The organism is Acinetobacter sp. BMW17 (genome assembly GCF_001592855.1).
Classification (GTDB): domain Bacteria; phylum Pseudomonadota; class Gammaproteobacteria; order Pseudomonadales; family Moraxellaceae; genus Acinetobacter; species Acinetobacter johnsonii.
In genome coordinates, this window is record NZ_LSOD01000046.1 from 35236 (window position 1) to 56705 (window position 21470).

The 21470-nt window shown below is 37.4% G+C and carries 16 protein-coding genes; 13 read left to right on the forward strand and 3 right to left on the reverse strand.

Annotated features, from left to right (window positions below):
- Positions 1–6 precede the first annotated feature (6 nt).
- From tssK to tssH, 3 genes are read right to left on the reverse strand one after another with little or no spacing between them, the layout of a single operon-like run.
- A complete protein-coding gene (tssK, locus tag AXW61_RS14735; RefSeq protein ID WP_062034903.1) occupies positions 7–1371 on the reverse strand; it encodes a type VI secretion system baseplate subunit TssK in 1365 nt (454 codons plus the stop codon).
- Positions 1372–1376: 5 nt separating this feature from the next.
- Entirely contained in the window at positions 1377–2507 is a 1131-nt protein-coding gene (gene tssA / locus AXW61_RS14740) for a type VI secretion system protein TssA (protein ID WP_062034904.1), read from the reverse strand.
- A gap of 21 nt (positions 2508–2528) precedes the next feature.
- Positions 2529–5201, reverse strand: a complete 2673-nt coding sequence (gene tssH, locus AXW61_RS14745; protein ID WP_062034918.1) for a type VI secretion system ATPase TssH — start codon at positions 5199–5201, stop codon at positions 2529–2531.
- Positions 5202–5575: 374 nt separating this feature from the next.
- Here tssH and AXW61_RS14750 point away from each other — a divergent pair, with 374 nt between their 5' ends.
- The 13 genes from AXW61_RS14750 to AXW61_RS14810 all read left to right on the forward strand — a co-directional run bounded on the left by AXW61_RS14750 (position 5576) and on the right by AXW61_RS14810 (position 21395).
- On the forward strand, positions 5576–6226 hold the full coding sequence (locus AXW61_RS14750; protein WP_062034905.1) for a hypothetical protein: 651 nt from the start codon (positions 5576–5578) through the stop codon (positions 6224–6226).
- A gap of 40 nt (positions 6227–6266) precedes the next feature.
- A complete protein-coding gene (gene tssB, locus AXW61_RS14755; RefSeq protein WP_062034906.1) occupies positions 6267–6770 on the forward strand; it encodes a type VI secretion system contractile sheath small subunit in 504 nt (167 codons plus the stop codon).
- The gene (gene tssC / locus AXW61_RS14760; protein WP_004693079.1) at positions 6763–8244 is read left to right on the forward strand and encodes a type VI secretion system contractile sheath large subunit; all 1482 of its coding nucleotides are present in this window, start codon (positions 6763–6765) and stop codon (positions 8242–8244) included. Before tssB ends, tssC begins: the two co-directional genes overlap by 8 nt.
- Positions 8245–8290: 46 nt before the next feature.
- On the forward strand, positions 8291–8794 hold the full coding sequence (locus tag AXW61_RS14765; protein WP_004693082.1) for a type VI secretion system tube protein Hcp: 504 nt from the start codon (positions 8291–8293) through the stop codon (positions 8792–8794).
- Positions 8795–8860: 66 nt separating this feature from the next.
- The gene (gene tssE / locus AXW61_RS14770; protein WP_062034907.1) at positions 8861–9337 is read left to right on the forward strand and encodes a type VI secretion system baseplate subunit TssE; all 477 of its coding nucleotides are present in this window, start codon (positions 8861–8863) and stop codon (positions 9335–9337) included.
- Positions 9338–9349: 12 nt separating this feature from the next.
- Positions 9350–11158, forward strand: coding sequence for a type VI secretion system baseplate subunit TssF (gene tssF, locus AXW61_RS14775; RefSeq protein ID WP_062034908.1), 1809 nt, complete (start codon positions 9350–9352; stop codon positions 11156–11158).
- Positions 11122–12123, forward strand: coding sequence for a type VI secretion system baseplate subunit TssG (tssG, locus tag AXW61_RS14780; protein ID WP_058951977.1), 1002 nt, complete (start codon positions 11122–11124; stop codon positions 12121–12123). Before tssF ends, tssG begins: the two co-directional genes overlap by 37 nt.
- Positions 12116–13543 carry a hypothetical protein gene (locus tag AXW61_RS14785; RefSeq protein ID WP_062034909.1) on the forward strand — a complete coding sequence of 476 codons (1428 nt, stop codon included), beginning with the start codon at positions 12116–12118 and terminating at the stop codon, positions 13541–13543. Before tssG ends, AXW61_RS14785 begins: the two co-directional genes overlap by 8 nt.
- Positions 13544–13567: 24 nt before the next feature.
- Positions 13568–17392 (forward strand): type VI secretion system membrane subunit TssM, encoded by a 3825-nt coding sequence (gene tssM / locus AXW61_RS14790; RefSeq protein ID WP_062034910.1) that lies wholly within the window; start codon positions 13568–13570, stop codon positions 17390–17392.
- Positions 17393–17428: 36 nt separating this feature from the next.
- Positions 17429–18385, forward strand: coding sequence for a type VI secretion system-associated protein TagF (gene tagF / locus AXW61_RS14795; protein WP_062034911.1), 957 nt, complete (start codon positions 17429–17431; stop codon positions 18383–18385).
- A 6-nt stretch (positions 18386–18391) separates the two neighbouring features.
- Positions 18392–19156: an OmpA family protein gene (locus AXW61_RS14800; RefSeq protein WP_062034912.1), complete on the forward strand. Its 765-nt coding sequence runs from the start codon at positions 18392–18394 to the stop codon at positions 19154–19156.
- 204 nt (positions 19157–19360) lie between these two features.
- Positions 19361–20707 (forward strand): site-specific integrase, encoded by a 1347-nt coding sequence (locus AXW61_RS14805; protein ID WP_062034913.1) that lies wholly within the window; start codon positions 19361–19363, stop codon positions 20705–20707.
- Positions 20691–21395 (forward strand): hypothetical protein, encoded by a 705-nt coding sequence (locus tag AXW61_RS14810; protein ID WP_155858682.1) that lies wholly within the window; start codon positions 20691–20693, stop codon positions 21393–21395. Before AXW61_RS14805 ends, AXW61_RS14810 begins: the two co-directional genes overlap by 17 nt.
- The last annotated feature ends 75 nt before the right edge of the window (positions 21396–21470 follow it).

The window sequence follows — 21470 nt, forward strand, 5'->3', positions numbered from 1 at the left end:
ATTTCCTTAGCCATTCATCACGGCAATCAATTCAACAGCAATATCTTGGAAACCTGCCGGAATATAAATACAAATCGACTCGGCATCCAACATGCGTTGGTATAAGTCATTATTTGGTTCAATTTCAAAGTAACTCACACCAGATCGCACTGGAATAGCGGTTGGAACCTGCATTAAATGATGCAAAGGAACTGCAGGAAGTGCTGCAATGACGCGTTGTTCAACATCTACGGTATTACCGACTTTAAATCGTAACGGAACCAATTGAATTAGTTCGTGGCTTTGCATCATACTGCTAGAAACAGCCAAGTAAAGTCTTGAATCTCGGGTAATTTTATCTGACTCTAAACTGCCTAACCAATAAGATGGTCGCGTTTCTTTCAATTGAATACTGATATATCGGTTTGAAATAATCGTGTCTAATAACTCACGTAGAATGACATCGAGCTGACTAAAACTTTCTTGTAAATTATGGTGTTGATAGCGAGGTAAATGATCAACCTCATGAGCCGTTGAAAAGGTCAGTAATGAGCCTGTTAAGCGTAATAATTCAAAAAACAGTCGCTCTGGATGGATATGCGGATATTGCATTAAATGATTCAACGTCGCGTGTGCTGTGTTGAGTGCATTGACCAACCAAAATGACACAATGTCGCCAGAGCGAAACTCAATAAGTTTTTGCTCATTTTCTCGATTATTGCTTTGAATGGTCTTAATTTTCGCTTTGATGACATTTAAGCTGCGTTTCAAACTCGAGATAAGATTTTCAGAAGATTCGATATGCAAGATAGGCGGAATAAAATGACGATCAAATTCAAATTGGCCTGAGCTTTGACGTTTAATTTTTGCTAAAGCTAAATACAAAAAGCCATCAAGCTCTTGATTCGGTTCTGCGTTGACCTCTAACAAGCGAAACTCTGCACGGCGGCGCAATAAGGTGATATCTGCCGCAGTAGCATCTGTAAATAAATCGTGGGTTGAAGTTAGATAAGAGTGGTAGCGACCGAACTGCGCACTATTTTCAGCGCTCACATTTTTCTTATTGACTTGTACAATAGGTAAAGCCAAATAAACCAAGATTTCGCCACGTAAATTCAGTTCATCTAATAACACTGGCTCTGGCAGTAAATCACGTGTCGGCGCTTGATAGATTTCACCATCTTGCCAAATCATACTAATACTTTCGAGTGCCAAGATATGTGTGTGTAACTGGGCTTCATCAAATTGAATATTTTGAATGCCATAGGCAAATGGAATCGTGGAACGAATGGTATGATTCAGACGTTGTTCATGATACGCATCTTGTAATTGAAAATGTTGAGGACGTAAAAATAGACCTTCACCCCAAAGTATTTTTTCAGCTTTAAACATTTAGATTACCAGTCGCTTGATTCATTTGCTTGTTGTACGCCAAGTAGTTCTTGGACGTTATGCAGTGGATTTTCGTTTTTAATGACTTGATTTAACCATTCATGTAGTGGCATCTGACTCCACTTGATGGTTTTCTGTAACATATAGCTTACGGGACTATGCGGTTCATTGGCTTGGAAATAGTCAGAAATTTCTTGTAATACCCGCATGGCTTGTTCACGGTTTGCTAAGTGATTTTGCGGTTGAACCTGAAAGCCTTTGGATGGATGGACGGTGTTCATGTCAATCTCTTGTTCTTTGTGCTGGGTAAATGAAAGTGCCTGTGTTGTTATCGTTGTGGCAGCAGAAGACTCAGACGTTTGTGTCGCCATTACAGGTTGGGTAAAAACATCGGTTTTATAGAGCTTTTTTAAACTGGTGTGGATGTTTTCAAGCTGAGTATCAATAGCAGCAAAGCTTGGTGCATCTAAGCCCATTAAGGTATCTAACACACTTTTCAAAATTGACCATTCAGCCAGAATCGCCGAAAAATGTTGATAGTTCTGATATTGAAATGATTTTGATGTGTTGAACAAGCTCAGCTCAAACTGTTCCAAAATTTGAGAGCTATTGGCATCCTCCGTATAACTTTCTACTTGTTTCAACAAATGATTTTTTTGTCTCAGTAAGGCTTCATAATCGCTGAGTGAAAATGCAGGAACATTCACGATAGCGACTTGTTTAATCAGTGGAATCAAATGATTAATGGAACCTTGCAATAAACCTAGACGTTGATCTAAATCTTCTTCTTCAATTTCAGGATGAAGTTGTGTCCAATACTCATTTAGCGTTCGATGCATAAGCTCTAAGGCTTTTGCGGTGCCTTCGAATCCGTATAAATTTGACCACGCTTCAAGTAACCAGCCCATTAAGCGTAAATCTTTTGATTTTCCCGTGAGAAGCTCGATAGATTTTTGTTCAACGAAATGCCAGTCTGCTTGCTTAGGTTCAGCGACCCAGTCGCCTTGATCGAGTAGTGGATCATCCTGAGTTTTTGCAATTTTGATAGCGTGGAATTCATTGGAAAAAGACAAGTCTTGTCCACATGGTTGATCGCTTGAGATAGGAGACAATAAAGGCTCGATTTCTAAGCTCATAATTTTACACTCTATATTCTATTAAACTTGATTCGCTTTATTTTTAGCAGGATGTCGTTTCTTTTTAGCCGTGGTCTTTTCGACAGGGTCTAAAACATACGTAATTTCATCATCTTTGACATCAATCTGAATGACTTTAGGCAAATGATCTGCTGCCAAGGCCATCAATATTTCTGTGGCTAAAGCAGGCAATATACTGGCATTTAAAATGTGATCAACATTTCGTGCACCGCTATCGACTTCCGTGCAGCGACTTAATAACAGTTCTACCAATTCCTCTGAATATTGAACTTTGGTTTGGTACTGCTTCTCAAGGCGAGAGGTTATTTTCTTGATTTTATGATGGATAATTTGAATCAGTAAATCATCATGCAGTGGGAAATAGGGAACGATACGCATGCGCCCTAAAAAAGCAGGTTTAAATTGTTTATATAAACTTGGTTTGAACTGCTCTGCTAAGCTTTCCGCGGTTGGCCATGTATCAATCGGTTGATTCAAACACGCCTGCATAATGGCATTCGAACCTACATTCGAGGTCAAAATAATGGTGGTATTCTTAAAGTCGATGATTCGGCCTTCACCATCCTCAAGCGTACCTTTGTCAAAAACTTGGTAAAAGAGTTCTTGAACATCGTTGTGTGCTTTTTCAATTTCATCTAATAAAACCACACTATAAGGATTGCGACGAACTGCTTCAGTCAGCACACCACCTTGACCATATCCCACATATCCAGGTGGAGCACCTTTTAAAGAAGAAACGGTATGTGCTTCTTGATATTCAGACATATTAATGGTGATCAGGTGGGATTCTCCACCATAAAGCTCACTCGCCAGCGCAAGTGCGGTTTCGGTTTTACCGACGCCACTTGGCCCTACCAACATGAATACGCCTTGCGGTTTATTGGGATCATCCAATTTTGCTTTAGATGTTTTAATTCCCTGAACCAGTTGATGTAGGGCAGAGTCTTGCCCCATAACACGCTCGGCCAGTTTGCTTTCTAGGCTGAGAATCTGTTTTATTTCATCGTTCACCATATTGCCAACAGGAATACCGGTCCAGTCTGAAATAATTTCATTAATGATTTGTGCATTAACGCGCTCAAACACTAAGGGATTTTGACCTTGTACATTGCTTAATTCTTCACGAAGCGCAGCAATCTCTTCTTGAGCGTTGTGAGCAGTTGTATCTTGTTGGCGTTGTTTTATCTGTTCAACTAGTGCTCTTTCTTTTTGCCACTGCGTTTGAGTGTGCTCAATTTCACACTCAAGCTGCGCTAGTTTTTGCTTCAGATCGTGCAATCGCTCATGATGAATCGGCAAGTTTTTATGCTCATTTTCTAAAATTTCATATTCAAGTTTGAGATTATGTTGTTGAGCAAGTATCTGATCTAACTTTACAGGTTGTGCATTCTGAGTGAGTGCTACACGCGCTGCAGCTGTATCGAGTACGCTAATTGCTTTGTCTGGGAGTTGACGGCCACTAATATAACGATGCGAAGAGTGTACGGCTGTGATGATGGCTTCATCATCAATATTTAAATTAAAATGATTGGCCATGACTGGCAGCATGGCACGTAACATATCGATGGCGACCTCTTCGGTCGGTTCTTCAACTTTAACGACTTGAAAGCGTCGACTGAGAGCCGCATCTTTTTCAAAATATTGTTTATATTCAGCCCATGTGGTTGCTGCAATGGTACGTAACTCACCACGAGCCAGTGCAGGTTTTAATAGATTGGCAGCATCATTTTGGCCTGCCTGACCTCCTGCGCCAATCAAAGTGTGAGCTTCATCAATAAATAAAATTATAGGATGAGTGGCAGACTGAACCTCTTGAATCACTTGTTTCAAGCGATTTTCAAATTCACCTTTTACACTGGCACCTGCTTGTAATAGCCCCATATCAAGCGTATGCAGCTGAACATTTTTTAAAGCATCAGGCACTTGGTTGTTCACGATTTTTAAAGCCAAACCTTCAACGACAGCCGTTTTTCCTACACCAGGCTCACCAGTTAAGATGGGATTATTTTGGCGTCGACGCATCAGGATATCGAGCATTAAACGTATTTCAAACTCACGACCAATAACAGGGTCGATAAGGCCACTTTGTGCCTTTTGGGTCAGGTTAATTGTATATTGATCAAGTGCTGGCGTTTTGTTTTTAGCCAAATGCTGTGCAGGCTCAGTGCTTTCGCTTGGCGCTGTTTCCTGTAAAACGTCTTGTTCGATACTGTTTGAGCATAGGTCTAAAAATTTATGCTTCATTGTATCGATCGGGAACAGTTCAAATTGGCTCGAAGCGCGTAATGCCATTTGATGCAAATCTGGTGCTGTTAAAAGTGCTACCAAAATATGACCTGTTCGAATGATAGGATTTTGTTCGGCTGAAGCAAGTAACCACGCTTGCTCCAATAAACGAATAATGGATTGAGCAAATATCGGGGTGCGAGTATTTCCTTTAGGCAACTGGGAAAGACTGAGTTGTAAATCCTTAACTAAGAAATCATGGGAAATTTTATATTTTTCAACTAATAAGTGGAGATCATTTGGCTCTTGTTGTTCTAATAATTCAAGAAAAAAATGCTCAATTTCGATTTCATAATTTTGTTGATTAATACAACTATTTGCAGACTTCTCTAGAGCAACACGCGCATGATTAGATAGCTTCTTAATTAATATTTTAAGGTTATTCATATGTAACTCAGTCATGCTTTATAGCAAAGTTTTTACAAGACAAATATGCCAATGGCTATCTGTGTTTTTAGTGTAAATATAAAATTATTTATAAATTAGCATTTTACAAGTCATTATAAATGCTATTTGGCGGGTATTTTATATATATGCCATCATAATACACAAATGAAATTTAGATAAAAGAGAAGATATATTACAAAAAGCAAACACAGTTACTTTTTATTAACATTTCTTTCCTTGACTTTGGGTGCCATATTTTTGTTAAATCCAAGCGCATTATATAACCAGAAATATTTACCTAGGGTGTGTATATTTTAAATCGAAGTTACTGATAATAATTTTAATTTTTTATTCATAAAGATTTGAGGCAAGTTTTGAAAAAATATTATTTAATTTTACCTGCATTCGTTTTGTTAACGGTGACACCATTTGCTTTTGCAGCGGCAGAAGAGGGTATTAGTTTAAAAAATAAGTGTATTAAAGATTACCCATTGGTAAATGGTGAATTTGATCACGATTTACTAAGTTTATATGTACAGATTTGCGATAGTAAAAATAAAAAAAATGATGAGCTAAAAAATAAATTATTGGTTCAAGCTGCAAGTCGATATCAAGAACTCGGGAAAAGTTATAAAGCACTTCAACTGGTTGAAGAATTAAATGCGCGAAATATTAATCATACATCATTAACAGATACTCGGTTTTTAGCTGGTGTTTCAATTGCAAATACAGCGTTAAACCATATGCGTCAAGAAGAAATGCGCTATTTATCTGCAGACTTAACCTATCCACCTGCCAAAGATTTGTCTGATATTATTCGTAACTCATTGCCTGCACCAGATACGAGTGATGCAAAGGCCGTGGTGATTAAAGCCCCTAAGAAATCCACGCGTAAAATCGCAAGTTCAACCAAACAAACCACAAAGAAAACAACGGTACAGGTGGCAAAACCCAAAAAAGTTGAGAAAGCACAATCAACTGAAGTGTCGAGCAAACCGAATACAAATCCCTTCAATTCACTTTAAAAACTTTCATTTTTGAAATAATAAAAAACAGGATTTTCATATGGCTAAACGTGAAAGCGTCCAAAAAAAGTTACAGCGTATTCGACCACCTCGGGTACAACTGACTTATGATGTTGAAGTTGGTGATGCTAAAGAAATCAAAGAATTACCATTTGTTGTTGGCGTTTTAGGTGATTTTTCCGCGGCATCTGAAATAGAAAAAACCAAACTCAAAGACAAAAAATTTATTAATGTTGATTTAGAAAACATTGATGAAGTCATGGAGTCCTTAGCACCACGTGCTGCCTATCAAGTTGAAAATACATTGACTGAAGATGGTGGACGTATGTCTGTTGATTTGACCTTTAAGTCAATGGAAGATTTTCGTCCTGAAAATGTGGTTCAGCAAGTAGATCCATTGAGAAAATTAGTGGAAGCTCGTGAACGTTTGACTGATTTGCGTAACAAAATTTCGAATAATGAGCGCTTAGAAGATCTACTTGATCAAGTTCTGCAAAATACAGATCAAATACGCAAAATGAGTGTGGAGGCTGAAAATGAATAATGCCCAATCCGCTGCAGTTGCTCAAGATACTACTGAAGAATTTACGCTATTAGATTCAATTGTTGAACGTAGTCGAATTGCTCGAAATGAAGAAGAGCATGATAGAGCGAAAAGTTTAATTGGCGAACTTGCTAAAGAAGTGATGGCGGGGACGATTACTGTTTCAGAAAATATGACATTATCGATTGATAAGCGTATTGCTGAAATTGATGCGCTCATTTCAACGCAGCTCAGTAAAATTATCCATGACGAACAATTTCAAAAAATTGAATCGACATGGCGCGGTTTATATTACTTTTGCCAAGAAACGCCATCTAATCCATTGATTAAGATTCGTATGTTGAATACAACGAAGAAAGAATTAATCAAGGATTTTCAAGGCGCAACGGACTTTGATCAAAGTACATTGTTTAAAAAGATCTATGAAGAAGAATATGGGTCATTTGGTGGTGCACCATATGCCACATTAATTGGCGATTTCGAGTTTGATCGTACACCTTCAGACATGTATTTGCTTGAACAAATTTCACATGTTGCCGCAGCTGCACATGCACCCTTTATTTCTGCCGCAGATGCCAACATTCTTGGGTTGGAATCTTTTACGGATATTGACCGTCCACGTGAAGTATCCAAAATTTTTGAAACCGCTGAATATGTCCAGTGGCGTTCTTTCCGAGAAAGTGATGATGCACGCTATGTTGCATTAACAATGCCACGTGTATTGGGTCGTCTGCCTTATCATCCTAAGGAAGGTACGGCGACTGAAGGCTTTAATTTTGTGGAAGAAGTCTCTGGGCAAAATCATGATGAATATTTATGGATGAATGCAGCCTATGCTTTTGGTACGCGTTTGACCAATGCTTTTGATATGCATGGTTGGTGTGCTGCCATTCGTGGTGTTGAAGGTGGTGGTTTGGTAGAGGGGTTGCCCGTTCATACCTTTAAAACCAGTGATGGTGAAGTGGTCTTCAAATGTCCAACTGAAATTGCGATCACCGACCGTCGTGAAAAAGAACTCAGTGATCTTGGCTTTATTCCTTTAGTACATTGTAAAAACACGGATTATGCAGCATTTTTTGGTGCGCAATCGACGCAGAAACCTAAAAAGTATAATAGCGATTCTGCCAATGCAAACTCGGCTTTATCTAGCCAAATTCAGTACATTATGGCCGTTTCACGTATTGCACATTATTTAAAAGCCATGATGCGCGATAAAGTCGGAAGCTTTGCTTCGGCTGGAAACATTGAAACATTTTTAAATGAGTGGTTGGCTCAATATATTTTGCTTGATGACGGGGCTTCACAAGAGGCGAAAGCGCAATATCCGCTGCGTGAAGCATCTGTCAAAGTTGTAGAGAACCCAGCACAACCGGGGCACTACAAATCTGTGGTTTTCTTAAGACCACATTTCCAGTTGGATGAGTTGTCAGTATCACTGCGACTTGTTACTGAGTTACCTCAGTCCTCAAACTAATTTGAGTGCCAACACATAATAACTTTAGAATAGGAAAAGATTACAAATGAAAGACATATACGTACAGTTCAGAGGTAAATATAAGGTCGATGGCGAGTCACGTGATACAGAGCACCAAGGTTGGTTAGAGGTGAACTCTTGGTCACATAATATTCGTCAGCCAAAGTCTGCAACATCATCAAGTGTTGGTGGCCATACGGCGGAACGTGTTGAACATTCTGATATGCTGTTTGTTAAAGATTTGGATGCAACCAGTCCAAAACTTTGGGAAGCATGTTCAGCGGGTTATACCTTTGATGAAGTACAAATTGATTTTTATCGTGCAAATGGCGATAAGCGCATCAAGTATCTACAAATTAAATTGAAGCATGTTTTGGTTTCAAGTGTTACGCCAACAGTAAGTGAAGAAGGTGTTCCACTTGAAGGATTTGGTTTGAAATATGCTGCTGTGGAATGGACGTATAACCAGCAAGATATTAATGGCACACAAAAAGGTGCTGTGACCAAGAAATGGTCTCTATCAAACAATACTGCATCATACGCTGCATAAAAATAACTGAAAAAATAAAGGCTAACCATCGTTGGCCTTTATTTATGCGAGATGATTTTAATCAACATGAATCTAGATCAGCTTTATCCCTATGGGTTTAGAAAAACGCTATTTGACCGATTACTACCGACCACTGAACAGGACCGATTGGGGATGTCTCTTCAGGAGCTACGTGAATCCGTCGCGATCGACTTAGAAGATTTGTTGAACAGTCGTATGGCCAATTTTAATGATTCAATTGATGCTTTTCCGTTGGTAAAAAAGTCCATTGTTCAGTTTGGAATCATTGATTTTGTTGGATTATCGACTGCGAATCCGACCGATCGCGATAAAATTTGCCAATCGATTGCAGCGTCTATTACAGCGCATGAGCCGAGACTAAAACAAATCAAAGTCGAAATGTTGCTCGATGGACAGAATATGGGGGCGTTGTGTTTAAGTATTCAAGCCTATTTAAATATTCATCCTTTATATGAACCCGTCATTTTTGATGCTTTGCTCAAACCGACAACACAACAATATGTTATTTCTGCAAGAGCTTAATGGGGCTGATTTGTGATTGAAGAATTATTACCGTACTACGAAAAACAATTACAAGAATTTGGGCAGCAGTCCCGTGAGTTTTCGCAAAAATACCCAAAAATCGCTCAGCGTTTATCCTTAAACCAAGAGCAAGTAGATGATCCGCATATTGAACGCTTAATTCAGTCCTTTTCTTTAATTGCAGCAAGAATTGATAAGAAACTGGCGGACAGTTACGACATTTTTACTCGGTCTTTGTTTGAGGTGATGTTTCCTCAATATCTCAAACCTTTTCCTGCATGTACTGTGGTCAGTTTTGAAGACTTAAATAAGTGTAAACAATTAACTGAAGCTCATCTCATTCCTAAAAATACTGCAATAAAATCAAGAAGTTTTAAAGGTGTACAGTGTGAATTTAGCACCACACAAGAACTAAAGCTATTACCCATTGAACTTAGTCACCTCAATTTTAAAACCAATCCTAGTGCACATATGCATTTAAATCAAAATGCAACGCTTAGCTTAGGATTTAATATTTTTAATCAGACACATCGAACTTTAGAAAAAGAAAACTTGCCTATTTATTTGGATGCGATATCCAATTTTCCACTACAAGTTTTGGATGCGGTGTTCCAGTCCAGCACAGGATTTTCATTAAAGGTTGGTCATCGCGTCATCGACATCTCAAATCCGTTTAGTATCATGGGTTTTACTGAAAATGAAAGTTTGTTGCCCTTGGATCAACATACACATCATGCATATCGGCTGTTGATGGAATATTTCTGTTTTTCTGAAAAATTTAACTTTCTCAATATGAACTTAGGTTTGTTAAAATATTTAGAAAAAGAGCAAAATCAGTTTGAAATTTTGATTCATCTTAAATTAAATTTAAATGATCAGGTGAATATTCGAAATTATTCCGAGTTGAATATCGCAAACTTTAAATTATATGTAGTACCAGTTATCAATTTATTTAAAAAACAGGCTGAACCTCAAAAAATTAATCATCAACAACTCGAATATCCTTTAATTACCGATGCTCATCATCCTGAGTTTTATCAAACTTATTCGATTACTAAAATGCAAATGATTCGTGAAAAGTCGAATAAAGATCAAACTACTTTTGACATTTATCCATTCTTTGCGATGAGTCATTATCAAAAGGATGAGACTCAGTTTTTTTATAGTTTGAATTCGGCTCAGCTACAAAATAAATATGTTGAAACAGGTTATAGTATTATTTCAAAACATTTATCGCCTGAAACAACCAAATCTGATTTTATCAGTACGCAATTATTATGCTCCAATCGTGATTTACCCCATGAGGCATTGAGCCAAGCCAACAATATATTAAATTTGAATGATAGTAGTCTGGCACGGCGAGCTGTGGTTTTAAAAAGACCGAATAAACCCTATTACTTTGAACAAAATAAAAAAGAGCAATGGCGGATCATTTCGCATTTATCATTAAATACTTTATCTCTCACCAAGGGAGATGCTTTAAGCCATATTCAGGAATTGCTTGAACTGTATAACCTGCCTCAGCTCAAAGAAAACCACCTTATTATTAATGCGATTCAGTCGGTTAATTTTGAATTAAAGCAAAAGATGGTGTATGCAAGACCATTTCCACTCTTTATACGAGGGCTGAAAGTAAATCTAGGTATTGATTCGAAAGTGTTTCGAGGACATAGCTTATATATTTTTAGTCAGTTGTTGTCGCATGTCTTTAATCTAAAAGTCCAGATGAACAGTTTTGTCGATGTTGTTATTTCAGATGCTCAATCTCAACAGGAGTTATACCAATGCGTGCAGAACGTTGGTGGCAAAACACTTCTATAGTTGACGTACTGGTTAAACAACCGAACGCTTTTGAATTTATTCAGGCCACGCGATTATTACGTCATGCTGAAGCTCCCCATACTCAAAAAGAAGGGGATTGGGCAAAGCAGTTTAAGTTTCATAGTTCACTGAATCTCAATTTTCCGAATGCAGAAATTGAGAGTTTGACCCTTGACGAAGAAAAAATTCACTTAACCAACTTAATGATTGGTTTAACTGGGATTCAGGGTACCTTACCGTATAGCTATACCAATAAGATTAAACAAAGTGCGCGTATACAACGGAATGAAACACTTCATTTTTTAGGTTTATTTAATCACAAGCTCACGGCGCAATATGTGGATGCATCTTTAGCTTACCATTTACCGATTCGCTATGAGATTGAGCAAGAAAACCATTACCTTGATATTTTGCATGCACTAAATGGCTATGTGAGTGCTCAACATGAGCAACAGGACTTAGATGATTATTTTGCTGAATTCGCTGGATTAATGCAGGGGCAAAATAATACAGCACATGCGCTAAAAACCATGCTGAGCTGTGTGTTTAAGCAACCGTTTAAAATTAAAGAATTTGTGGAAGAGATCTTTCACTTATCTCCTGAACAAAGAAGCACACTGGGGGGGAATACCAACCAATTGGGCATCAATACCTTTTGTGGAGAAAATATCCGTCAAATAGATGGAAAAATTGAAATAGAAGTTGGCCCCGTACCGTACACCGAGTATTTAAAATTTTTACCCGACCAAGCTGAGAGTATAAAACTCAAACGATTACTCGCAAGCTGGCTCAGTCCAACGCTTGGGGTGGATTTAAGAATCATCCTGAGGAAAGAGGATATTCAACCAATTCAGCTGAGTTCAACGATGACCATTGGTTTATCACAAGGCGCTTTTTTAATGCCGATGCCGACCGAACACAATCATGAAACCTGTTATACATTGATGGGGATGGGGCATGCTTAAGCTCTTTATTGGTACTTTGAGCAGCTTATTGTTGCTTGTCGCAGGAATCGTCATTTTTTACTGGCGTGACATTCAGTATGACCCAACTGGGGCAGACCTGCTTAATTATTTACTTCTATTTCCACTGATTCTGTGCGTAATTTTATGGTCTCCAGTATTTATTTATCATGGCATTAAAGCTCACCAAAAGCGCAAAGAGCAGCAAAAACAAGCGCAAGTAGAACAAGATCTAGATGATGACAACCAACAGGCTGAACCTGTTGAAATTCAGTGGTTGAACCTGAATATTTATTCATCTTCTGCATATAGTGCCTTTGGGGAAAACGACGAGATTCTTGACGAAATTAAAAAATTTAAAAGCCCAGAGCTCGATACGCAATTACAAAACGCCTATGGCTTACCGATGTTGTCTTATCGCATACATGCACTAGACCATGTCATTACAAATCAGGATGATGATGAAGTCGTTGATCATCCGCGCCATCTGCGAATTCAAGCCCTGATCGAGCATCAACTAGAGCAACATGCAGAAACATTGTGGCAAATCTCACAGCATTTAAAGCAATCGGCCTTATTTTATGACAGTGAATTGGCCTATGAGTATCGTATGCATCCGGCATGGATTGATCCTACGAGTGAATATGATAGCAATGAACCAGAGGAACAACCTGATGTGCAGCAGGTTGCTAAATTAAACCGTATCAATATACATATGCTGCTGCCTGAATCGATGTTACATGTTTGGAATGAAGAACAAAGCAGTGGTGTCGTACAGGATTATTTAAGTTCACTGGGCGTGATTACGCAGCAAATTCATCTTGAGCACCATTATTTCAGTCAAGAAACAGCCTATAAAGATTGGATGCTGTTATTGGAGCAAATTTCTCAGCAGTCAGAGGAAATTACGTTCATCCTGAATGTAGATTCTGAAATTGACCAAGAACTGCTCGATGAAAAAACATGGTTAACCGACCATTACTTGCCTGCTGAATATGCCTCTAGTTGGTGCTTAGCATCATCTTCTTTACCATTACTTGATATCAAACCCTTAAAACAACTCAAGATTGCGCTAAACGAGGCCAATCTTGCCAATCAGTTTGCATCCCCAGCGATGAAGCAATTAGAACAATTTAAGGATATTCAACCTTTTGTACTGATGCTCGATGATATTACAGACATTCAAACCATGAAAAAACTTAACCAAATTTTCGATCGAAGTGGGATTGAATCGCATCACTTCATTCATACCAAACAAAGCTTTGGACATACGCAGCATTTGGCCAAAGTATTTGGATTTATGTTGAGTATGCATTTGCCTGATGAGTTGATGGCGATGATTTATAGCACTGATCAATTGTCTACACATTGTTTTCTACATGCGTGTGAAGACAGTAATATCCCTGTAGAACCAACCATTTAAATTAAAAAAGAATAAGAGAGTACTGTGAATTCTTTATTTTATAACGTCTTAGGTTATGTTTGGCAGTATGTGAGCAATCCTAAAGCCATTATGGCTATATCGGGTTTTGTCGCACTAATGGCCATGTATAACGTCATTCCAGCCAAAATCTTTTGGCCATTGATGATTTGTTATGTATTCGGGTTGATGCTGTGGGGGATTTATTTACTCATTGTACGTCGTCGACATGCAGCACAAGGTGAAGCTCTTGCCGATGCCATTGCACATGACACCAATGCAGAATATGGCAAACAAAAAAACAAAGATGAACTTCATTTGATTCAGCAACAAATGAAAGAATCTATTCAGTTGATTCGAAAATCAAAACTGGGAGATAAAAAGGGCAATGCTGCACTCTACGAGTTGCCATGGTATATGGTAATTGGTAATCCTGCTGCGGGTAAAAGTTCGGCCATTTATAACTCAGGTTTAAAATTTCCTTTTGAAGAAACCCATCAAAAATCAGTTTCTGCTGGATTAAGTGGAACTCGTCATTGCGACTGGTTTTTTTCAACAGAAGGCGTGTTATTAGATACTGCAGGTCGTTATTCCGTTTATGCGGAAGATCATTTTGAGTGGCTAGGTTTTTTAAATATTTTGAAAAAAAACCGCTCAAAAGCACCAATCAATGGCTTGATCGTGATTGTTAGTATTGCTGAGTTGGTCAGTAACAGCCCAGAAAAGTCGATCAAATTGGCAAAGAATTTACGTGCACGGATTCAAGATCTTACTGAGCGCTTAGAGGTTTTTTCACCTGTTTATTTGGTCTTCTCTAAAATGGATCTGATAGCAGGCTTTACTGAGTTTTTTGAATGCTATGAAGTCGGTGAGTTTGATCAGGTTTGGGGGGCGACACTGCCTTATACAACCGATGGGGCCAATAATGCTGTTGAATTGTTTGAAAAACATTATTCCATCTTATATGACGGTTTAAAAGGCGTCAGTACGACACATCTCAGCCGTCGACACTCGCAGAATATTTCTCCAAGTGTCATGACATTTCCTTTAGAGTTTAAGAGCTTAAAGCCTGCGTTAAAGACATTTATCGGCACCCTGTTTGAAGATAACCCTTATCAATTTAAACCTGTTTTCCGTGGATTTTATTTCACCAGTGCACTGCAAGAAGGCATTATTGAAAGTCCAATGACCGAGCAAATTGCTCAAGACTTTTTATTGCAAAAAGGTTTAGACAATGAAAATGGCATTCCAACGCGCTCAGTTTCGCAAAACCATGGCTATTTTTTAAAAGGTTTATTTTCTGACATTATTCTGAAAGACAAGAACCTCGTTAAACAACATATTAACCCTAGCCGAAAGCGTCAGCGTTATATTGCCTTTGTTGCTGCTTTATTTGGTGTAGCTATTATTCTAAGTCTATGGGTGTGGTCTTATCGGAATAATCAGCAATTGATTGCAGACGTACAAGCCGATTTAGACAAAGTCGTTTTACTTGAAAAGCAATCGGGTCAAGAGTTGTCTACACAACTGAGTGCACTCTTGATTTTACAGGAACGTATGCAGCAGTTGGACCAATTTGAAGAAGATCGTCCTTTAAAACTGGGTTTTGGTCTCTATCAGGGAGATGAGTTGCGGGAGAAGCTAAAAACTGAATATTTAAAGGGTGTTGAGCAAATTGTATTGACTCCAACACAACAAAATATTGCCCAATATCTACAGCGGGTGAAAAGCAATGAAGAAAAATTGCGCACAAACCATGCAAATGTAGAGCTGACGCCTGTTGCAAAAACACAGCAATATTTAGAGCCTAATGATGCAAATCCACAAGATGCATACAATGCTTTAAAAGCCTATTTAATGATGGGCAATACTCAATATATGGATGCAAGCCACTTAAGTGATCAAGTCACACGTTTCTGGCGTTCATGGTTGGATAATAATCGTGGTCAAATGCCGCGCGGAGAAATGATCCAAAAGGCAGAGCAAATTTTGTCGTATAGCATGACTTTAGCTGGTGATCCTAAATTTCCAGTACTCAGTTCAGACAGCTTGGTGGTGGATCAAACGCGTCAAGTTCTTCTGTCTGTTGTTCGCGGGATGCCTGCACGAGACCGTGTTTATAATGAATTAAAAATGCGCGCGGCTGTTCGTTATCCAGCATTAACCATAAAACAAATGCTTGGTGATGCCAATCAAAATGCAATCTTAGGCAGTTATGCCTTACCGGGTATGTTTACACATGCTGCATGGTCAGAATATGTTGAACAAGCTATCGATGAAGTTGCAAAACGTCCTACGGATACCAAAGACTGGGTACTCAACAGCACACAATCAGATGACTTATCATTTAGTGGTAGTCCCGATCAAATCCGTAAACAACTCACAGAACTCTATAAAAAAGAATATATTGCAGAGTGGCGAAAATTTTTAGGTGCGATACATTATGCAAAAGCTAAGGATTACGGACAACAGGCGAGCTTTGTCCAAGTTTTAGGCGAGCCTGAAAACTCACCCATTCGTAGTGTTTTTGATCGCGTTGCGAAAGAAACCAGTTGGGACAATCCAGCCGTAATGGTGGAGCTGGCAGCGCCACAAACAGGTTTTGTGGCTTGGTTTAAACGCAAAGTATTAAGACGAGATGAAACTCAGCTTGATGCCAAAGTCATGAATCAAGCGCAAGGCCCGATTTCTAAAGAATTCCAGATGTTTTATCAGTTGGTGCGTAAGCGTGACGACCAACAAAATAAGTCTTTGCTTGATGAATACATGCAATCTTTAGCTCAAGTCCGAAGTAAATTCAATGACTTGAAAAGCTCAGGGGATATTGGACCATCTGCGATGAGTTTGGTTAAGTCGACCATTAATGAGCAAAATTCTGTCTTTAATACAACACAGAAACTGGTCGATGAAAAAATGTCTGTGGGCTTGTCTGAGGTTGATCAGAAACTGCTCCAAAAGCTGTTGATGTCGCCTCTGACACAATCATTTGAAAGTTTAATTCTCCCCGCACAAGATGAGATGAATAAGCTATGGGTTATGCAAGTCTATCAACCTTTCAATACGAATCTGAGTAAAAAATATCCATTTAACTCTTCAGCGACACTACAAGCAACCAGCAATGAAATTAGCCAGATTCTTGGTGAAAATGGCAGTATTGCGCGTTATGTCAAAGAGTATCTTGATCCACTGGTTATTCGTCGTGGTTATACCTTGACCTCTAAGACATGGAAAGATTTAGGGATTAGTTTAAATCCACAATTTGTAATGAGTTTTCAAAGCTATGTTGCGCCAAGTAATGGCATGGCAACAGGAGCGTTAAATCAAGCTTCGTCTGCACCTGCCACTACAGCACAATCCAATTTTCAATTTTACCCAATTGAAAATCCTAAGTTTTTATCTTATACCATTGATATCGATGGACAAAGAATGCTTTATGAAAACGGCATTCAACAATGGGTGAATTTTGTATGGCCCAATGCTGGAGCAATTCCAGGCGCGCGTATTACAGCCATTGATTTAGATGGGAAAACGCATACGATTTTTGAGGCGCCTGGTGAATATGGCATTAATCGTTTAATTGACGGTGCTGAGCGAACGCAACGTGGCGGAAGCTATGAAATGATTTGGAGAAATCAGCAAAATCCAGAGCTTGCAGTAAAAGTCAATTTCCGTTTAATCAGCGGAGACGCAAATGGTGGAGTAGGCGGGCAGCGCAGTTACAATGGCATGCAACTGGTCGATCAAATTGTCACCAATAAATCCGTACGTGTGGTGGCAGCGCAAACCACACCTTCAGCAACTGTTGCAAGTCCTAAAGCTCCAACATCGGGGATACAGGAGTCTCGTTTATGATTTCTCGAAAGTGGCTAGGTTGTAAGGAGTATTGTGATGGATGAACTGCGGACTTTAGCTTTATATTACGGAAAATGTCCTGCACGTGGTGATTTCTTAAAAACACGCGGTCAGTATGCCTTAATTCAACTGATTGATCAGTGGATTACTGAAGCATTAAAACATGCCATGCAATCAGAGGGATTTAGTCAAGCGTATGAAAAGCTACCTTCATTAGACTTTTTTATTGCCAATCCACAAGAAAATAATTTTCTTGTGGCAAATTTGATTGCCAGTCACGATAGTTCTGGCCGTCAATTTCCAATGGTATTGAGTCATTTATTAGAAGTTGAAAATAGTTTTGATAATATTATTTATGCGCCATATCGCTATAAGCAAACTTTAATCGACTTATTTCAAAAGAATCGTGTGGTACGTTCGATACGTGACCCTAATATCGTGCTCGATAAATTATCTAAATTAAATAATGAGATACAAGTTTTTAATCACAGCGAAGTTTCGGCATTTTATGAACACCATACGATACATTCATTTGCTCAATTACTAAGAATGAGCAGTTACGAGCTTGCACAAAGCATGATTGGACTCGGGTTATTGTTACAGCCCGTCATTCAACATGGTACTAGTCGCTTAACTAAAGTGTTGATTTTACCTATTAATAACTCTAGCTACTGCTATGAAATTGCAGCTTTTTGGGTCAATCTAATTAGTTTTTTTATTCAAAATCAAAATGCTGAGCTTCTGATAGGGATTTTGCATAGCGAAAAACCGGTACTGCTTTTTGGCTTTCAAGGGGCAGATATTATGACTTTAAGTGAAATTTTCACGCAAAAGTTAGATTCAGATCACTGGGTTTCATTGGTTCAAGCGAATTGGATTGATGCATATTTAGAGCAAAATGCCGGTTTGGCAACGCTGGAGCAAGCTTTGTGTGAGCGGCAATTGAGCTTAATACAAGCTGTGAAACTTTTTAAAAAAACTTTTATAGATTAGTAAAATATGAAAATAAATCATAGATTTAAGTCGAATAAATGGCTGCTGACTTTAACGCTAGCCCTGAGTGGGAATGTCTGGGCTGAACCGATTATTGTTGAAGGTGTTGTTCCAAATGATGCCAGTAAGCAAATCATTTTAAACAAGATGTATAGTGTTTATGGCGCTGACCAAGTGATCGATAAAATAAAGGTTAAAGCGGTTAATGCTCCAAATGGTTGGAGTGAATCTGTTGCGAATATGGTAGTTCCAGAGTTAAAAAAAGTTCACCAAGGTAAACTTTCTGTACGTGGTACGCAAATGGAACTTAATGGAAAAATATCGAGTTCAAATGAAGTTCAGCCAACAACAAGTTTATTCCAAAGTTTAGTAACGCCACCATATCGCTTGAATGCGCAGCTTTCTGTCAATCAGGCTGAACAGCAAATCATAGATGAAGCGCTTAAAAACAGAATTATAGAATTTGAATCTGGCAGTGCAGTTTTGGCTGTGAGTGGGACTCAGATCTTAGATGAAATGGCGGTGGCTCTAAATAAGGTTGGTGGGAAAAAGGTCAAAATTATTGGACACACAGACAGTTCAGGTGATGCTGCAAAGAATCTTGTTTTAAGTAAAGAACGTGCTGTAGCTGTTAAAAACTATTTGATCAATAAAAGTATTGCAGCAGAACGCTTAAGTGTCGAAGGTTTGGGCTCGAACAAACCTGTTGCTGATAATGCAACTGCAGATGGCCGTAAGAAAAACCGTCGAATTGAATTTGATGTGATCTAAGTTATTTATAAAAAGCCACATAATCAAGTGTGGCTTTTTATAAATAACTTATATTACGTATAATGTATATTATGTTAAATCATGAGTACCTAACATTTACTTCATATTTATACTTCTTCTACCTAATATCAATAACTTATAGAAATAAAATTCCTAATCAAAAATATGATATGTTGACCTAAATTTTAGTTCATGAAGTTCACTATGTTTGAAGTCAAAAGTATCCAGTTAGAACAAAAGATATCTAATGAGAATGAAATCAAATTATTATTTAATACTGAGTCGACATTCCCATGCTTATTCCCATTATTGTTTAGCTTGAGAGTGATACGGTTTCAAAGCTTATCTACGCAATATTCTGATTTGATGGCACTAAAAGACTGGTATATATTTTGGTATAAAAAATACTCTATTTCCTTCTGCGAATTTTTCTATTCTTCAAATTATAATTTTGAACTTACTTATGAAGAAATTGATAATTTTATCATTTACCTCGAAAATAATAATGACTTAAGCGATGTCACATACTTAGGAGGAAATCGTAAAGTAAGTTATATAAATATTAGCAACAAAATCCGCTCTTTTTTGAAATTTTATACTTTTCTTATGGATGACTATCTGACTGTAAGGAAACACCCTCATCTAGATAGAAAAGAAATAGAAAAAATTAAATCAAATATTCAAAAACATATCCAGATTAAGAAAAAGATTATTAAGAAATCCACTAAAACCATACATGGTGAAAAAAAGTATCTGTTTAAAAGTATGACAAATGAAATGGTTAAAGTTCTTTATGAAACTATATCACCTAGCAGTTCTAACAATACTAATGCTTTTAATCCATTTAAAAATAGACCAACTCAATTTAGGAATTTCCTAATCATTCACTTAATGCTCAATTATGGACTTCGAGTTGGTGAGCTGATGTTGTTGACCGTAAATTCGATTAAAAAGTCTGTATTGAATGACTCTTATAGTTTAATTATTACCAATACTGATGATGAACATGATGACAGACGTAGAAAACCTAAAATTAAAAATGAATTTTCATATCGAGTAATAACATTACAAGAAAGAGATTATCGATTTATAAATATTTATATAAAAGAAATTCGCAGTGATATTAATTCAGATATCTTGTTTACTTCATTAAAACCACCCTACTCTTCTTTGAGTTATTCTGGTATTAATAAAATTTTTAAAATTATAGATAAAAATATTAAATATAGAATACCGCATCACTTTGATAATAAAGCATTTGACTCAATAAATAGCATTACACCTCATGTTTGTAGGCATACATGGGCGTATTTAATGTTAAATCATTCATATAAAAAATATGAAAACATGGATAAACTAGGGAATTCGATTAATAATATAGGTCAAAATTCTTTGGATAAAGCACAAGATGATTTACGTGTGCTTGGAGGTTGGTCTCCTACGAGTTTAATGCCTTCCTACTACGGCAAGAGATTTATCGTAGAAAGAGCCAACATCTCAAATCTTCAGAGAATTATTGAAACGAGTGAGATATTTGGAAAAAGTTCATAATAAACAAATAGATATTGAACTTAATTCTTTGGGTGATGAACAGCTTTTTAAGCTATTCTCATCTGAGGATTTAAATACTATTGATAAATTAAGGATACCCCCACTAATAAATTTTGATCTTGCATCTACATTTGATACAAAATTTATTAGTACTAAACCTGATATTTGGGAGTTTTTTTATTCTGGAAATAAGATTCATTTAAATTTTGATTGTTTTGACTTATATGAGAAGAAAATTTTGAAATTTTTCTTGGTTTTTTATATACAGGTGAATACTCCTTCAGGTCTTCATTATAAGTTTAACTCATTTAAATATTTTTTAAAATATTTTAAAAATAATAAACTTAAATTCAATTTTAATAGCTTTAAAACATTATTAAATTATTTATCGAAAAATGATAAAAATGGTTTTTATTATCATTTAAAATTTTTGGTTAAATTGCTTTTTTTGGAAAATTTTTCTGGATTTAATATTGATAAAGAGTATGAGCTTGATTTCTTGGAACGCCCTAAATCATTTAACTCAGAATTATATTATCAAGAATACGAGGATCGGATTGACTACCCTCTTAAAACTATGATTCAACAAGGATTTTCTAAGATTAATAGTAATTTGGTTGATCAAGATGAGAGCATCACTAATGAAGAGCTTTTAAATTCAGCAATGCTAGTGTCAACGGCATTCTAAAATTGACCCCTTTTACCTTACAAATGGCAAAGTAAAATTGACCCCTTTGATCTCGTATTAAGTTTCAACCTGGGG

Excerpts from the sequence above, each read along its gene's own strand:
- tssK (WP_062034903.1), bottom strand. The coding sequence starts at position 1,371 with ATGTTTAAAGCTGAAAAAATACTTTGGGGTGAAGGTCTATTTTTACGT.
- tssA (WP_062034904.1), bottom strand. The coding sequence starts at position 2,507 with ATGAGCTTAGAAATCGAGCCTTTATTGTCTCCTATCTCAAGCGATCAA.
- tssH (WP_062034918.1), bottom strand. The coding sequence starts at position 5,201 with ATGAATAACCTTAAAATATTAATTAAGAAGCTATCTAATCATGCGCGT.
- tssB (WP_062034906.1), top strand. The coding sequence starts at position 6,267 with ATGGCTAAACGTGAAAGCGTCCAAAAAAAGTTACAGCGTATTCGACCA.
- tssC (WP_004693079.1), top strand. The coding sequence starts at position 6,763 with ATGAATAATGCCCAATCCGCTGCAGTTGCTCAAGATACTACTGAAGAA.
- AXW61_RS14765 (WP_004693082.1), top strand. The coding sequence starts at position 8,291 with ATGAAAGACATATACGTACAGTTCAGAGGTAAATATAAGGTCGATGGC.
- tssE (WP_062034907.1), top strand. The coding sequence starts at position 8,861 with ATGAATCTAGATCAGCTTTATCCCTATGGGTTTAGAAAAACGCTATTT.
- tssG (WP_058951977.1), top strand. The coding sequence starts at position 11,122 with ATGCGTGCAGAACGTTGGTGGCAAAACACTTCTATAGTTGACGTACTG.
- AXW61_RS14785 (WP_062034909.1), top strand. The coding sequence starts at position 12,116 with ATGCTTAAGCTCTTTATTGGTACTTTGAGCAGCTTATTGTTGCTTGTC.
- tagF (WP_062034911.1), top strand. The coding sequence starts at position 17,429 with ATGGATGAACTGCGGACTTTAGCTTTATATTACGGAAAATGTCCTGCA.
- AXW61_RS14800 (WP_062034912.1), top strand. The coding sequence starts at position 18,392 with ATGAAAATAAATCATAGATTTAAGTCGAATAAATGGCTGCTGACTTTA.
- AXW61_RS14805 (WP_062034913.1), top strand. The coding sequence starts at position 19,361 with ATGTTTGAAGTCAAAAGTATCCAGTTAGAACAAAAGATATCTAATGAG.